Below are 16,029 nucleotides of genomic sequence, written 5' to 3' on the forward strand. Positions count from 1 at the left end.
AATTAAGAAAAGAGGCTTAAAATTACTAATAGCATTAGCCAGTTTCATGCTTATACTTCCCATATCTCTTTTAATAACCAAAATTCAAGCTTTCCGGTTCAGTAAAACCAAACTTTGTACAGGTGCTAAAAACTAATTTTTTTAGTAAAATTATATACTAATATTTATATAGTTTCAGCCTGATCTATTGTTTAAGTTTGTTGAGCGAGAACACGCATGCCCCTATCCTGAAAACGACATTGATGCCCTTACATGGAAATTAAGTTACCCTCATACTTTAAGTACACCGTCATCCTGCTTGGCCTGCTGCTGCTTATCTATTTTATACAGATGTTCCGGCCGGTGCTGATGCCGCTTACCTTCGGGCTCCTTTTTGCCTTGCTGCTGCTGCCCCTGACACGCGATATGGAAAACCGGCTGCGCTTCCCCAGGCCGCTGGCAATTTTCTGCAGCATCACGCTGGTGATCATCATACTGGGCATGGTGGTCTGGTTCCTATCGATGCAGTTGGTAAGCCTTACCTCTGAGCTCGACACCATTGGCAGCAATATCGAAAAGCTGATCCTGAACGCGCAGGAGTACGTGGCATCCCATTTCGGCATAGAGGCCCCTGATCGCACGCAGCTCATACAGAACGCCATCGGCGGCTTGCAGGATATTTCCACCACGTTTCTGGGCAGCACCATCTCCATCACCACCGGCGCTATCACGATGCTCACGCTGGTGCCCATTTTTGTGTTCCTGCTGCTGTACTACCGCGACCACCTGGAGCAGTTCATGTTCAAGTTTGTGGCCAAAGACCGCCGCAGCGGCGTCATCCAGACCGTCACCAACATACAGCATGTGGTGCAAAGCTATATTTCCGGGCTGATGATCGTGATTGTGGTGGTGGCGCTGCTAAATTCGGCGGGCCTGCTTATACTTGGGGTAAAGTATGCCATCTTCTTCGGCGTGTTCGCTTCCATCCTCACCATTATCCCCTACATCGGCATTCTGCTCGGGGCCTCGCTGCCGGCGGTGTTTACGCTGGCCACCACCGGCAACCTGCTGGATGCCGTGCTGGTGGTGCTGGTGTTTATGTTCGTGCAGTTTCTGGAAGGCAATTTCATCACGCCCTTCGTGGTGGGCTCCAAGGTAAGTATAAACCCTTTCGCGGCCATAGTGGCCTTGCTGGTGGGCGGCGAGGTGTGGGGAGCGGCAGGCATGGTGCTCTCTATTCCGCTCATTGCGATGCTAAAAGTGATTTTCGATGTATATGAGCCGCTGCAGCCCTTTGGGTTTCTTCTCTCCGACATAGACGAGGTGAAGCCCAAGCGTAAAGGGAAAGTACGGAGCTGGCTGGATGAGATAGTGAACGGCATTTGGCGAGGCAAAAGAAACCCCGACCAATAAATTTGCTAAATATATTTGCCGCAAACAGCAAAATAAAGGCAATTGAAACGGATTACTAAAAATATTGGTTTAGAGAAAGAGCCTGAGGCTTTTGCCGCGGCCTCACACGCACACGACCTAAACCAGAGCCATTTGTACGCAATAGTAGACATTGAGACAACCGGAGGTCAGCCACACCAGGACAAGATCACCGAGATTGCCATTTTCATACACGACGGGGAAAAGATAGTGGACAAGTACCACACGCTCGTCAACCCGGAGCGGCCTATCCCCTTCTTCATCACCCAGCTTACAGGCATAAAAGACGACATGGTGCAGGACGCGCCTAAGTTTTATGAGGTGGCCAAAGAGATAGTGGAGTTTACCGAGGGCAAGGTGTTTGTGGCCCACAACGTGCGCTTCGACTATTCCTTTATCAAAAAGGAGTTCGCTGACCTGGGCTTTACCTTTCAGCGCAAGACGCTTTGCACCGTGCGCCTCAGCCGCTCCCTGATGCCGGGCCTGCCCTCCTACAGCCTGGGTAAGCTTTGCAAAAGTATAGACATCCCGCTAAACCAGCGCCACCGCGCCATCGGCGACGCGGAGGCAACCGCCTTACTTTTCGATAGGCTGATCAAACTTAACCGCCCCGTGGTGGATGGCAACATGAACATGGCCTCCGAGCATACCACACAGGTGCTTAAGCAGGAGATTAAAACCTCTCTGCTGCCGCCTGCCATCAGAAAAGAGCAGGTGGACGCGCTGCCAATGGTGCCGGGCGTATACTACTTCCACAACGAGGCCGGCGAGGTGATCTACGTGGGCAAGAGCATCAACATCAAAAAGCGCATCATCCAGCACTTTAACATTGATTACAAAAGCCGTAAGTCACTGGACTTTAAAAACAACATCGCTGACATAACTTATGAGTTGATGGGAAATGAGCTGGTGGCACTGCTGTTTGAGTCGGCGGAGATAAAGCGGATGAAACCGCACTACAACCGCCAGCAGCGCCGCAGCGTGTTCAACACCGGCATCTTCGCCTACACCGACAAGGAGGGGTATAAGCGCCTGACGTTCGGGAGCATCAACAAAGCCGACAATGTCAGCATGACACCCATCATCGCCTTATCGAACCACTTCAAGGCTAAGGGCTTCCTGTTTCATAAAGTAGCCAAGTATAACCTGTGCCAAAAACTCTGTGACTTGTACAAGACCAACGGCGCCTGCTTCGATTACCAGGTGCACCAGTGCAATGGCGCCTGCGTCGGCCAGGAAAGCCCGGAGGAGTATAACAAGCGGGTGGATGAAGCCATTGAGTCGTTTACCTACGAGCACAACAGCTTTGTGATTATCGGGAAGGGGCGCGAGCCCGGCGAGCGCTCGGTGGTAGTGGTGGAGCACGGCACCTACCTGGGCTTTGGATTTGTGGATGACACCTTCTCGGCCAGCAGCCTGGAAGAGTTCAAAGAGGCCATCCAGCGCTACAACGACAACAAAGACATCCAGCAGATCATCCGTAATTACATGCGCGGCAAGCACAAAGACAAAGTGCTTGTATTCGACTAAGTTGGCCCGGCTTAGCGGCCGAACTTGCATTTACAGCAAAAGGCTCCTAAATTCAGGTCGCAAAACCGTCGATAGCGCGTGTTTTACAATAGTTTATCAATTAACCATTATTTTAAAGATAATTCTGTGAACGAAACAAAGACAAGATTCAGACCAGGCGTGCTTTTTGGCGATGAGGTAACCGAGCTGTTTAAGTATGCCAACGAAAATAATTTCGCGCTTCCGGCGGTAAACGTAATCGGCACCGACTCTGTGAATGCGGTTTTGGAAACTGCCAAAGCAGTGAACTCCCCGGTGATCATTCAGTTCTCGCACGGCGGCGCTCAGTTTTTTGCTGGCAAAGGCCTGGCAAACGATGGGCAGAAAGCCGCTATTGCTGGCGCTGTTTCCGGTGCGCAGCACGTGCACCTGATGGCCGAGGCCTATGGCGTGCCGGTGGTACTGCATACCGACCATGCCGCTAAAAAGCTGCTGCCTTGGATTGACGGCCTGCTGGATGCCGGCGAGAAGTTTTATGAGCAGCACGGCAAGCCGTTGTACAGCTCGCACATGCTGGATCTTTCTGAAGAAGAGATAAAAGAAAACATTGAGACCTGCGCCAGCTACCTGAAGCGCATGGACCGAATGGGCATGACAGTAGAGATAGAGTTGGGCGTGACTGGCGGCGAGGAAGACGGTGTGGACAACACCGGCGTAGACAGCTCCAGGCTTTATACCCAGCCAGAGGAAGTGGCCTTTGCCTACGAAGAACTGAACAAAATTAGCCACCGCTTTACCATTGCCGCCGCTTTCGGAAACGTGCACGGCGTGTACAAGCCAGGTAACGTAGAGTTGCGCCCTATCATCCTGAAAAACTCACAGGACTACATTCAGAAGCAGTTTGGCACAGGCCCTAACCCGGTGCATTTTGTGTTCCATGGCGGCTCAGGCTCAGAGAAGCATCTGATCAAAGAAGCGATCGAGTATGGCGCCATCAAGATGAACATTGATACGGATATGCAGTGGGCCTTCTGGGAAGGCGTGCGTAACTATTACGAAGGCAAGAAAGAGTACCTGCAGAGCCAGATCGGAAACCCGGAAGGCGAGGACTCTCCTAACAAGAAGTACTACGACCCGCGCGTATGGCTGCGCGAAGGCGAGAAAACCTTTATCGCCCGGTTGAAAGAGGCCTTTACGGACCTGAACGCGATCGACCGCAATTAATATGTAGAAGTATGGCGAGGCGAAAACCTCGCCATACTTTTTTAAGATTGGCTTTTGTGCTCCTGCAGCCACTGGTAAATCTTTTCGGTGTCTTCCTTACGGCATAGCTCGGAGCCGGGCGTCATGGTGGCGGCCGTACCGGCAGCCACGCCATAACGTGCCATTTGCTCTAAACTGTCGCCCCTCATCAGGCTCACGACCATACCCGCCACCATGCTATCGCCGGCCCCTACGGCGCTTTGCTGCGGCACGGTAGGTGGCGTAATGTAAACAGTTCCTTCTTTGGAGGCCAGCATCGCTCCTCTTGGCCCCAGCGACACGACCAGCACCTGGCACTTGCCTTCCCGTAGCACCTGTTGCGCAATTTCCTCCTGCTCCATAGCAGATATCTTCTCTTTGCCTGCCAGGGCTGCCAGTTCCCCGACGTTTGGCTTCAGCAGAAACACGCCTTTGCCGGCTGCCTTCAGCAGCGCAGGTCCCGAAGTATCCACTATAAGCCTGAAGTTCTTCCGAACCGCAATGGCGGCCAATTGGGCATAAAAATCATCCGGAACGCCGGGCGGCAGGCTTCCGCTGGCCACCACATACTTAGGCACTTTCTCAGCAGGAAGTTTCTCCAGGTCCTCCAAGCACCGCCGCCACTCCTCTTCGTATATCTCCGGCCCCGGCATGCCGAAGCGGAACTGGTTGCCGGAGTTGTCCTCTTTCACCATCAGGTTTTCTCTGGTCCAGTTTTTGGTCTTCATTTCCCGGAAGTCTACGCCTTCCTGTTGCAGCATGCTGCAAATACGCTCACCTGCAGGGCCTCCCACTAGTATCCAGGCGCAAGATTTGGAGCCCAGCTTCCGAAGTGCCCTTGATACGTTAATGCCGCCGCCGCCTGGCTCAAAAATAGGTTCGGTGCAGCGTAGTTTTTTCTCTGGCATCACCTGCGCCACATGGGTACTTTTATCCAGGGCAGGGTTTAGGGTGATAGTAATAATATCGCTCATAGTATGTTTGAAAAGTATAGATTGTTTAGCGGGCAATGTTAAACACCCGCTGCTCGCCGGTTTGGAAGGTATACACCTGCCCCAGCACCCCTATCTGCACCTCCTTGGTCCAACCCCTGTCGAAGCAAACCTGCATCGTGTCCTGTGTTAGCTTAAGGGAGATCCAGTGGTTGCGGTAGCGAATCTCCAGGTTCAGGCAACCCATGTCTTCCGGCAGCACCGGGTTCAGCCAGAGCACGTTATCCCGGATCTCGAGGCCGGTAAAGCTGCGCTGCACCAGGTCCACGGTGCCGGCCATCGCGCCCAGGTGGATGCCCTCGGCTGTCGTGCCGCCCTGAATATCCTCCAAGTCGCTAACGAGGGCTACTTGAAAATTGCTCCAGGCCTTCTTCCTGTCTGAGCGCGCCAGCACCCACGCATGCACAATTTTGCTAAGCGTGGAGCCGTGCGACGTGCGCTGATCATAGTAGGCAATGTTCTCCGGAATGCTTTCAGGCTTGAAATCATACTTGAGTTTCTGGAAAACCTCCACCAGCTCTTCGGAGGAGAACAAATAAAACAGCATGAGAACATCTGCCTGCTTGCTGGCTTTATACTTGTTCACGTTTTCGCCCTCGCTTTCCAGGATGCGGTCCAGGCGCATGGCCTCGCCATACTTTGCCTTGTACTCCTCCCACGGAAACTCCTCCAGCGCCTCATACCCATCGAACTGCGCGATCACGCGGCTGTCGCTGATGAAGGGCACGTACATATTGCCTGCAATTTCGCGCCACCGGGCCAGGTCCTCCCCTGTCAGGTTTAGCTTTTGGAACAGTTCGTCGACCCGCGACTTGGCCAGCACACCCATCAGCTTCAGCGCCGTTTGCAGCACCCAGGCTGCCATCACATTGGTGTAGGCATTGTTGTTGAGCCCCGGCTCTGTGGCATCGGGATAACCAGTATGGTACTCATCCGGCCCCACCACGTTCCGGATCTCAAACCTGCCCCGCTCTTGGCTGTAGGTGGCGATGGTAGACCAGAACTGGGCAATATCGAAGATCATCTCGGCCCCCATAAAAGTCATAAAGCCCGTGTCTTCGGTGGTCTGGTAGTACTGCCATACATTGTAGGCAATGGCCGCGTTGATGTGGCGCTGCAGGTGCGTGTTGTCAGGCAGCCAGCGCCCGGACTTTGGGTTCAGGTGGATGACCTGTGTCTCTTCGCGGCCGTTGCTGCCGCTCTGCCACGGGAACATAGCTCCGCGGTAGCCGGCCTGTGTGGCGGCGTAGCGCGCTTCCGGCAAACGGCGGTAACGGTACAGCAGAAGCTCACGGGTAAGCTCGGGCAGGCGCAGGTTCAGGAAAGGGAAAATAAATAGCTCATCCCAGAAAATATGGCCCCGGTAAGCCTCCCCGTGCAGGCCACGCGCCGGCACGCCTACATCAAACCCAACTGTATTAGCCGAAACGGTTTGCAGCAGATGAAAAATATGCAGCCGAAGTATAGACTGTGTTTTGATGTTGCAGGAAATCTCCAGGTCGCAGCGGCGCCAGAGCCGCTGCCAGGCCAGCTTGTGCTGCCCAAACAGGTGCTCAAAGCTGCCCTGCCTCACAATGTTTTTACACGCTTCCTGCAGCGGCTCCGTAATGGCCTGGTCGCGGGAGGTATGCAGCTGCACCACTTTCTCGATGCGGAGCGGCTTGTTCTGCTGGCACTCAACTGTTAGCAGCTGGGCCACAAAGCCCTCCTGCACCTGCACCGTTCGCTCCACCTGCACCGGCACCGCCTCCTGGTACACGCGCACCCGCGCAGCCTGCCCCATCAGGAGTTTCGACTGCACGGTCTGCACTTCCAGAAAAACGGTATCATCGTTCAGCCGGCCCTGCTCCAGGGGCTGCAGGTGCTTGTTCTTCAGGTCGCTGTAGCGCGCCACGCCGCTGTTGGTAACCAGCCCGTCCAGCGCCGCTTTCACTTCGATGGGTCCTGACCAGTTTAACGCCGTGATCTCCCATTGCAGCGCCGCCACGTGCTTATTAGCCATACTGACGAACCTGCGGCTGAGCAGCGAGGTTTCGCGGCCCAGCTTATCCCGGAAGTGCAGGCGACGCGACAGCAGCCCGGCATGCATGTCCAGTTCCTGATGAAAGCCGATAAGCTCCACCTGATGGACCGAGAACCAGGTTTCGTCGGGATGCCGAAACGTGAGCGGCAGCCAGTTGGGCCAGTTTACCAGGTCTTCGTTCTCGATGTGCGTGCCGGATATTTCGGAGGTAAGCCGGTTATACCCGCCGGCCAGGTACGTGCCGGGGTAGTGCACGCCTTTGTCAGCAGACTGCTCCTCGAAGGCACCACGGGTGGCAAAATAGCCGTTACCAAGGGTGCAGAGCGCCTCCCGCAGCTGCTGTTGCTCCGGCTGCCAGGCCTCATAGCTTACTTTCCACTCCTGCATCGCTTTTAGTGTTTCACTTGTTCCGACAAAGCCTCTAAAAACGCCTGCACCTCCTCCACGTTCTCCAGCCGGTAAGTGGCTGCCGTTTCCTCGTCATGCTCTCCTACCAATATGCCGATCCCCTCTCCCTGTAAGGCTGCAAACGCGTCCTCATCCGTCAAATCATCGCCAATGTACAGCGGAATAATGCCGGGCTTGTTCAGGTGCAGCTCTTGCAGCAGCCAGTGTACCGCCTTGCCTTTGTGCCAGTCCAGGTTTGGCTTTAGCTCCAGCACCATTTTTCCTGGTCCGGGCTTTAGCGCTTCATGCTTTGCCAGCACCTCATGCGTCACATCCAGCACCTTGCTTACCTGCTCTTCGGGCACGTTACGGTAGTGCACGGCAATGGCGTAGCGTTTTCGTTCCACCAGCACACCGGGCACATCCCGCAGGCGCTCGTTTAACTCCTGCTGCGCCTGGTCCAGGGCGGGCACGGCGGCGGCTGCCCCTCCCGGCTCGGTATGCATGTTGTTCGGCCCGGAGATATCGAAGCCATGCGAGCCGGCAAAGTATAAATTGTCCAGCTGCACGAGTTTGGCCACGTCAGCCCGGTCGCGGCCACTCACCACGGCCACCGGGCATCGGCTCGCTAGCTTCTGCAGCGTCTGCCGCATAGGCTCCGACATAAAGGCTTTGGCAGGATCTTTTACAATGGGGCTCAGGCAGCCGTCGTAGTCCAGAAAAACGGCCGGTGTTTTGCCCTGCAACAGCTCCTGCACCTTGTTTAAGGCCGAGGAAAGCGTTTTGCCATCGTGCCGCTGCACTTGTTTTGTACTTGTGTTCATCATATCCTGTTGAGTTGGGAATTCTTGCAGCACCAGGTCGGCGCCATTTGCTAAAAGTTCTTCCGCCTGATTTGTTCGGTCTATGCCCACCACCAAGGCAAAGCCGCCTGCCTTACCGGCCGCTACGCCAGCCTGCGCGTCCTCAAACACGGCGGCCTGCTTCGGGGCGATGCCCAGCCTGCGGGCTGCCTCCAGAAAAACATCGGGCTGGGGCTTTCCCCTTAGTTTAAGCGCTTCTGCCACCACGCCATCTACCCGCACCTCGAAAAATGCCTCCAGCCCTGCCGCCGCAAGTATGGCCTGGCAATTTTTGCTGGCGGAGATAACTGCTATGCGATAGCCGCGCTGCATCGCCTTTAAAAAAGCAGCGGCGTCAGGGTATACTTCCACGCCTTCGCGAAGCAGGGTTTCCTGGAAATGCTTGTTCTTTAGGTTACCGATGCCTGCCACCGTTTCGGTGCCCGGAGCATCCGTCGGACTGCCTTCGGGCAGGGTGATACCCCGGGAGGCCAGAAAATTTCGCACACCGTCCGTACGCGGCATCCCGTCGAGGTAGCGGCGGTAGTCGGTGGCGATTTCCAGCGGCGGGTATGTTTTGCCCTCTTTTTCACCGCGCTGCTGCAGGTAGGCGTCAAACATACTTTTCCAGGCGCTGGCATGCAGCTTTGCGGTCTGCGTGATCACCCCATCCAGATCAAAAATCAGGGCTTTCACCTTTCTGCTTTCCAGTATCTGAAAAAGGTTCTGTTGCGGCATGGGCACGTATGGTTCAGGTATAAACGCCGGGGCTATTCAGGAAATCATACTCTGGTTAAAGGCAATAAGTTGTTTTTCTGCTGCATTTGGCCCATACAAAAAGAGCCTCTTTTTCAGGAAGAGGCTCTTTTTAATGCTGTGAGGTATAGACTAGAAATTTACGGAGGCACTGGCGCTTTGCAGCTCGCCGGTAAATCCTTTAATCACGGTGTCGGCGCCCTTCATTTCCAGGCGCTCCTGCAGGTGGCTGCGGTCGATGCCCACAACCAGGCCAAAGTTACCTGCTTTTGCCCCTTCAATGCCGGCAACTGTATCCTCGAAAACAGCTGTGGCGGCAGGGTCTGCCCCCAAGCGGCGGGCAGCTTCCAGGTAAATGTCCGGAGCGGGCTTGTTTTTCAGCTTCAGCTCCGATGCCAGTAACTTGTCTACCCGCACCTCGAAAAGTTTATCCAACCCGGCACGACGAAGTATAGTCAGGCAGTTACGGCTTGCCGACACAATGGCGGTTTTCATACCTGCCGCCTGCTGCTCCTTTACCCACTGTATGGCATCCTCAAACACCACCACGCCGTTCTGCTTCAGCAGCTCATGGAAGTATAAATCCTTGCGCTCCCCCAGCCCGATCAGGGTGTTGCTTTCAGCGTCTTCGTTCGGCTCGCCCTCTGGCAGCGTAATGCCGCGGGACTCCATAAAGTTGCGCATGGCATCGATGCGGGGCACGTCGTGCACAAAAGTTTGGTAGTCCTCCTTCAGGTCGAACAGCTTATAATTTTTACCGTCCTGCTCGCCACGCTGCTTTAAAAAGGAGTCGCACAGCTTTTTCCAGGCCTCTGCGTGCAGACCAGCGGTGTTGGTAATTACACCATCCATGTCCAGGATGAGGGCTTGTATATTTCGCTCTTGTAAAAGATCACTCAGTTTACTCATACTGTATAGGCTTTGCTTGATAGGTTTCTTTTTCTGCCAGTAAGGCCGTTTTGCCCCAGCTGTGGCCGCAGCCACCTTATATTTAGCTCATCAAATATAGGCACATGGCTGCATAGTTTCAGCATCTACGGGTATTAAATTGCAGATGTTCCTGCCACAGGCGTGCCAGTGCTTTGCTTCTTTTTAAAGAAGTTTAATTTCATCGCAGCTAGGGAATGCCTTCTGTTCGCTCCTGCGGCGGCACATCCGGCCCCTGCTCCGGCCTGGTGTCCGGGTGCGGGCCACCGGTAATGTAGCCGTTTGCCTGCCCGGCTCCCTTCTTTTCTATACTTTCTTTTAGCTCGTGGTGCTTTTTGCCAGATGGCCGGCTTTTGCTGTTTTCTTTCATACCTTACGTTCTTAACGGGCGCACTGCCTGTTTTTATGTATACTTTGTGCGGGCCCGGCAGGTTTATAGTTATTTTTTGGCTGATGATGCCAGCCGCTTTGCCAGGGCTGAACATACTTTAAGCCAGAATTCCTACCTTTGATACCCAACAAAGCGCCAAGCAAGAAAGGCGCGTAAAACCAAATAGCCGCAACCCGACTGCGCTTACAAGAGTAGTTGAGGCCGGAGACTTGTATTATAACGACCAAAGACCATTATGCTGAAAAACTACGCTCCAAACCAAACCGAAGCCTGGAAAAAACTGGAAGAGCATTTTAAGACGGTGCAGCCACAGCACCTGCGCGACCTGTTTGCACAGGATACGGACCGCTTCAACAGGTTCACGTTTAAGCTAAACGACACGCTTTACGATCTTTCTAAAAACCGCATCACAGCCGAAACGCTGCCACTGCTGGTACAACTGGCCCAGGAGATGGACGTGCCGGGTGCCATAGAAAGTATGTTTAGCGGCGAAAAAATAAATGCTACCGAGAACCGCGCGGTGCTGCATACGGCCCTGCGCAACTTTTCGGATGAGCAGCTGCAGGTAGAAGGCGAGAATGCACTGCAGGAGGTGCGCCAGGTACAGGGGCAGATGCGTGATTTCTGCGATAAGCTGCACTCCGGCGAGTGGACCGGCTACACCGGCAAACGCATCCGGAGCGTGGTAAACATCGGCATCGGCGGCTCTGATCTGGGCCCGAAAATGGTGGTGGAGGCCCTGAAGAAGTATCAGAAGCCGGACCTGGAAGTATACTTTATCTCCAACGTGGACGGCACGGACGCTGCCGAGGTGCTGCGTAAGCTCGACCCGGAGACAACACTGTTCATTATCGCCTCCAAAACCTTTACTACCAAGGAGACAATCACGAACGCTGAAACGGCCCGTGGCTGGTTCCTGAACAAGGCCGTGGACCGCGAGCACATCAAAAAGCATTTCGTGGCGCTTTCTACCAACATTGAGGCGGTAACCAAATTCGGCATTGCGGAAGAAAACGCTTTCCGCTTCTGGGATTGGGTTGGCGGCCGTTTCTCGCTTTGGTCAGCTATTGGCCTGTCGGTTGCCTGCGCGCTGGGCTATGATAAGTTTGAGGAGCTGCTGCGCGGCGCTGAGTCGATGGACAAGCACTTCCGCCAGGAGCCCCTGGAGAAAAATATTCCGGTGCTGATGGCGCTGCTGAGCATCTGGTACACAAACTTCTTTGGCTGCCAGACCCATGCCATACTTCCATACGATCAGTACCTGCGCCTGCTGCCCGAGTACCTGCAGCAGCTGCTGATGGAGAGCAACGGCAAAAGCACCGACCGCAACGGCAACCGCGTGGATTACCAGACGCAGCCGGTGGTTTGGGGTGCGGCGGGCACCAACAGCCAGCACTCTTTCTTCCAGCTCATTCACCAGGGCACCATCCTAATCCCCTGCGATTTTATAGCCCCGGCTGAAAGCCAAAACCCGATTGGGAACCACCACCCGCTGCTGCTATCTAACTTCTTTGCCCAGACGGAGGCGCTGATGAAAGGAAAAAACGCCAACGAGGTGCGCCAGGAGCTGGAGCAGAAAGGCATGAGCGGCGAGGAACTGGAGCAGCTGTTGCCGCACAAGCTGTTTGAGGGCAACAAACCCACCACCTCCATCATGATGAAAAAGCTGACGCCGTTTGAGCTGGGCAGCCTGGTGGCGATGTATGAACATAAAACGTTTGTGCAGGGCGTGATCTGGAATATCTACAGCTTTGACCAATGGGGCGTGGAGCTGGGCAAACAGCTGGCCGGTACCATAGAGGGCGAGCTGCTGCAGGGCAAAACTGCCAGCCACGACAGCTCTACCAGCGGCCTGATGGCGTACTACAAGGAAAATAAGTAGCACATATAGTTAGAAGTAAAGAGTTAAGGATTTACAGTTGCTCGTACACGCGCAGCACTTTAACAACCCATCACTCTACGCTTTTAACGCTGAACTAACATACATGAAGCGAGCGGTTATAGTGTTGTTCGGTTGCCTGCTGCTAAGCAGCTGCGCAGACGATGATTTTTTTCAGCACGATGCCCTTGCCTCTAAAGAAGAACTAAGCGAAAAAGCCGCTGCCGGTCCGGACAGCACCTGGGTTATACTTGGGCGCCATTACGACCGCAGCGGCTTTTACCGTTTTTTCTGGGGCGACCATAACCGTCAGCTCTGGACAACCCCGGTGCAGCTGCCCATCTTCCATCTTGATTCTCTACATGGGGGGATGCGGGTTGTGAAGAAAGGCGGCGGCTACCAGACCACCAGCTTTCACCTGCAGGACAAACAAGGGCGCCTCTACGCCTTCCGCTCTATCGATAAAGACCCGAAAGAAGTGGTAAACCCTTTTTGGCAGGGCACTTTCGTCACCAACATTCTCCGCGACCAAACATCAGCTGCCAACCCGTTTGGGGCATTGGTAGTGCCACCGCTTGCCAAAGCCGCGGGGGTGTATCATACCAACCCGAAGCTATACTATGTGGCCGCCGATGATACGCTGTTCGGCGAGTATAGCCGGCAGATACAGGGAAAAGTGTTTATGCTGGAAGAAAAGTATGAGACTACGGCGGACATCACGCCTGCCTTTGCCCCGGATGTCATCGGCTTTGCAGAGTCGGAGGATGCCCTGCGGAAGCGGTTTCAGGGCAACGTGTACCGGTTCAACCAACAAGCCTTTGCCCGCGCCCGCCTGCTGGACCTGCTCATCGGCGACTGGGACCGGCACAAGGGCCAATGGGACTGGGCTGTAACAGCGCAGGGCGCTGACACTGTTTATACGCCCATCCCGAAAGACCGCGACCAGGTGTTCATTAAAATGAAGGATGGGGTAATCCCTTTTATCGCCACAAGCAAACTGCTGGCCCGTAAGTTCCATACGTTTGACCATGACTTTAGCGACGTGGGGGCCTACATGATTAACGCGGCTTTTATGGATGAGCGCCTGCTAAACCAACTGAGCCTGCAGGACTGGCAACGTATAGCTGCTGATATGCAGCGCCAGCTCACCGACAACGTAATTGAAGTGGCTGTAAAACAATTGCCGCCCCCTATTTATAGGTTGATTGGCCAGGAACTGGCAGCCAACCTAAAAAGCCGCCGCGACCTGCTGCCCAAAGCCGCCGCCCGCATGTATGAGCTATTGGCCAAAAAAGTAACCATACCGGGCTCCGATGCAGAGGAAGACTTCCGGGTAAACCGTCTAAACGACGAGGAGGTACAGGTAACCGTAAGTCGCCACCATCAACCGGAAAAGCAGCTTTACGACAGGACCTTTAACCGCAGCGAAACAGAGGAAATCATACTTCACGGGTTGGCTGGCGACGACGAATCTATACTTACCGGTAAGGTAAACCAGAGCATTCTGGTAAAAATATACGGCGGGCTTGGGGAAGATGAGATGGCAGACAGCTCCGCGGTGAGCGGCTGGAAGAAGTATACGTACATTTTCGACACTGACCGGGGCAACGACATCTACCTGGGCTCTGAGGCCAAAGACAAGACCACCAGTGATGTGCGGGTGCACGCCTACGACCGGGAAGGCAATTGATGGTTAATCGGATTCTAGGATCATCAAACAAGGAGGCTTACCGTCCTTTGGCGCGTTTTACCAGGTAAGCATAAAGCACCTTATCAAAAGGCTCGCTGATATCGACCGGCACAAAATCGATCTTATACTGCCCGCACTTCAGGGTTAGCTCTTTTTTGTAGCTTTCTACAGCCGTGCGATAATGCTCGCGCACCTGCGAGGGCTGCAGCTTCACCTCCTGCCCTGTCTCCACATCCACGAACACGTAAGGCCGCTCGTCAAACTCAAACTCTTCCTCTGTTTTGCGGTCCATCACATGAAACAAAAGTACCTCGTGGTTCTGGTGCTTCAGGTGCTGCAGCGCGGCGAAGGTAGCATCCATATCCTCTACCCGGCTCAGCATATCACTAAAGATGACCACCAGGGAGCGTTTCGGTATTTGCTGCGCGATCTGGTGCACCACGTCGGCCACGTTCGTGTCTGTAGCGGTGGGCTTCTGCTCCAGTTGCTGCTGCAAGAGCAAAAGCAAGGTATGCAGGTGTGAGGCGGTGGAACGGACCGGCGTCTGCTGCTCGATTTTGTCGGAGAAAGTCACCAGCCCCACGGCATCGCGCTGCTTGCGCAGCAGGGTGGCCAGGGCACCGGCGCAGAGGGCGGAGAAGGTAAGTTTGCCGTTGTTCTCCAGCGGGTAGTACATGGAGGGTGATACGTCCAGCAGGATATGGCAGCGCAAATTGGTCTCCTCCTCGTAGCGCTTCACAAATAGCTTATCGGTGCGGGCGTATACTTTCCAGTCGATGTGGCGGGTGCTTTCGCCGTTGTTGTAGAGGCGGTGCTCCGAAAACTCCACCGAAAACCCGTGGTAGGGCGACTGGTGCAGCCCTGTAATAAAACCCTCCACCAGCTGCTTTGCCAGAAACTCCATGTTCTCGAACTTCTGTACATCAGCAAGGGTAAGGGGCTTTTTCATGGTTTACTGCTTTGGGGTGCTGTCTGCTTCTGAAACGGCAAAAGGCGTGTCTTGTTGTGGCTCGTCGGCCACTTCGGTTATACTTACCGTGGCGGTGCCGGCCTGCACCATGCCGATGGCTTTGGCGGCAGCCTTGGAGAGATCAATGAGGCGGTGGCGGTTAGCCATGCGGTCGTTTACGCGCACAACCACGGTTTTCCCATTCTTCAGATTCTCTACCAGCACTTTAGTGCCGAAGGGCAAAGAGGGGTGCGCGGCGGTGAGTTGTGCCTTGTCGTAGCGCTCGCCGCTGGCGGTTTTACTTCCCTGGAAGCGGTCGGCATAGTAGGAGGCTTTGCCGTTTGCAGTATAGGGCGCGGTGCCCGAAGCGAGTGAAAGCAGAAAGAACAATACTATTGAAAATACATTCATCGTATCGCATAGTTGGTCCGTCTACAAATATAGAAGTAAAATTTTTTATCTAAATTTTAAATTCTAAAACTTTTATATATCAGAAGTATATATTACTTTTAGGCTTCTCAAGGTTGAATTTAACGTCTAATTAACGGTGGAAGAGAACAACGAAAAAGCAGAAATTTATTCCCAGAGAGTAAGAGCGGGAAAGAGAACTTATTTCTTTGATGTAAAGTCTACTCGCTCTAACGACTACTATGTGACTATCACGGAAAGCAAGCGGAAGTTTAAAGACGACAGCTTCTCTTACGAGAAGCACAAAATCTTCCTCTACAAAGAAGATTTCGTGAAGTTTATAGAGGCGCTGCAGGGAACAATTGACCACGTTAAATCCGAACTGCTGACAGAAGAGGCCCTGGCCGCCCTGGAAAACCCGGTGCGCGAGAACGAAGAGGCGCCTTTTGACGAAGAACTGAAATGGGAATAGTTTTTCCCTGAACCCATACTTATACCAGAAGCCCGTTGCACCCGCAGCGGGCTTTTCTCGTTTTAAGCCCCTGCCCTATTTATTGCGCCTACCACAGGTGTTGCTGCCTAAAATATTGTATCTTTGCGGCCTGAAATAACTAAACAAGTATA

Annotated in this window: 13 protein-coding genes; 6 read left to right on the top strand and 7 right to left on the bottom strand. The window is 53.9% G+C overall.

What is annotated here, in order from left to right; genetic code table 11:
- Positions 1–252 precede the first annotated feature (252 nt).
- From FJM65_RS13835 to fbaA, 3 genes are all read left to right on the top strand, one after another.
- Positions 253–1,392 carry an AI-2E family transporter gene (locus FJM65_RS13835; RefSeq protein ID WP_140622140.1) on the top strand — a complete coding sequence of 380 codons (1,140 nt, stop codon included), beginning with the start codon at positions 253–255 and terminating at the stop codon, positions 1,390–1,392.
- Positions 1,393–1,434: 42 nt separating this feature from the next.
- Positions 1,435–2,940 (top strand): exonuclease domain-containing protein, encoded by a 1,506-nt coding sequence (locus tag FJM65_RS13840; protein ID WP_239022958.1) that lies wholly within the window; start codon positions 1,435–1,437, stop codon positions 2,938–2,940.
- A gap of 126 nt (positions 2,941–3,066) precedes the next feature.
- The gene (gene fbaA, locus FJM65_RS13845; protein WP_140622142.1) at positions 3,067–4,143 is read left to right on the top strand and encodes a class II fructose-bisphosphate aldolase; all 1,077 of its coding nucleotides are present in this window, start codon (positions 3,067–3,069) and stop codon (positions 4,141–4,143) included.
- A gap of 41 nt (positions 4,144–4,184) precedes the next feature.
- Here fbaA and FJM65_RS13850 read toward each other — a convergent pair whose 3' ends face one another.
- The 5 genes from FJM65_RS13850 to FJM65_RS13865 form a co-directional block, all read right to left on the bottom strand.
- Complete coding sequence (locus FJM65_RS13850) at positions 4,185–5,135, bottom strand: 1-phosphofructokinase family hexose kinase (protein ID WP_140622143.1); 951 nt, start codon at positions 5,133–5,135, stop codon at positions 4,185–4,187.
- A gap of 25 nt (positions 5,136–5,160) precedes the next feature.
- Positions 5,161–7,563 (bottom strand): glycoside hydrolase family 65 protein, encoded by a 2,403-nt coding sequence (locus tag FJM65_RS21285; protein WP_181163721.1) that lies wholly within the window; start codon positions 7,561–7,563, stop codon positions 5,161–5,163.
- 5 nt (positions 7,564–7,568) lie between these two features.
- Positions 7,569–9,143: a trehalose-phosphatase gene (otsB, locus tag FJM65_RS21540; protein ID WP_181163722.1), complete on the bottom strand. Its 1,575-nt coding sequence runs from the start codon at positions 9,141–9,143 to the stop codon at positions 7,569–7,571.
- Between the two features lie 150 nt (positions 9,144–9,293).
- Positions 9,294–10,070, bottom strand: a complete 777-nt coding sequence (locus FJM65_RS13860) for an HAD family hydrolase (protein WP_140622144.1) — start codon at positions 10,068–10,070, stop codon at positions 9,294–9,296.
- Positions 10,071–10,278: 208 nt separating this feature from the next.
- On the bottom strand, positions 10,279–10,458 hold the full coding sequence (locus tag FJM65_RS13865; protein ID WP_140622145.1) for a hypothetical protein: 180 nt from the start codon (positions 10,456–10,458) through the stop codon (positions 10,279–10,281).
- 256 nt (positions 10,459–10,714) lie between these two features.
- Between FJM65_RS13865 and pgi the strand changes: the two genes are divergently transcribed.
- Positions 10,715–12,361 (top strand): glucose-6-phosphate isomerase, encoded by a 1,647-nt coding sequence (gene pgi / locus FJM65_RS13870; protein ID WP_140622146.1) that lies wholly within the window; start codon positions 10,715–10,717, stop codon positions 12,359–12,361.
- A 103-nt stretch (positions 12,362–12,464) separates the two neighbouring features.
- Entirely contained in the window at positions 12,465–14,048 is a 1,584-nt protein-coding gene (locus FJM65_RS13875; RefSeq protein ID WP_140622147.1) for a hypothetical protein, read from the top strand.
- 37 nt (positions 14,049–14,085) lie between these two features.
- On the opposite strand, the gene FJM65_RS13880 is transcribed toward FJM65_RS13875, so the two are convergent.
- Both FJM65_RS13880 and FJM65_RS13885 read right to left on the bottom strand, forming a co-directional pair.
- Positions 14,086–14,997 carry a DUF58 domain-containing protein gene (locus FJM65_RS13880; protein WP_140622148.1) on the bottom strand — a complete coding sequence of 304 codons (912 nt, stop codon included), beginning with the start codon at positions 14,995–14,997 and terminating at the stop codon, positions 14,086–14,088.
- Between the two features lie 3 nt (positions 14,998–15,000).
- Entirely contained in the window at positions 15,001–15,408 is a 408-nt protein-coding gene (locus FJM65_RS13885; RefSeq protein WP_140622149.1) for a septal ring lytic transglycosylase RlpA family protein, read from the bottom strand.
- A 136-nt stretch (positions 15,409–15,544) separates the two neighbouring features.
- Here FJM65_RS13885 and FJM65_RS13890 point away from each other — a divergent pair, with 136 nt between their 5' ends.
- Entirely contained in the window at positions 15,545–15,877 is a 333-nt protein-coding gene (locus FJM65_RS13890) for a DUF3276 family protein (protein ID WP_140622150.1), read from the top strand.
- Positions 15,878–16,029: the final 152 nt, after the last annotated feature.

The organism is Pontibacter mangrovi (genome assembly GCF_006385705.1).
GTDB lineage: Bacteria > Bacteroidota > Bacteroidia > Cytophagales > Hymenobacteraceae > Pontibacter > Pontibacter mangrovi.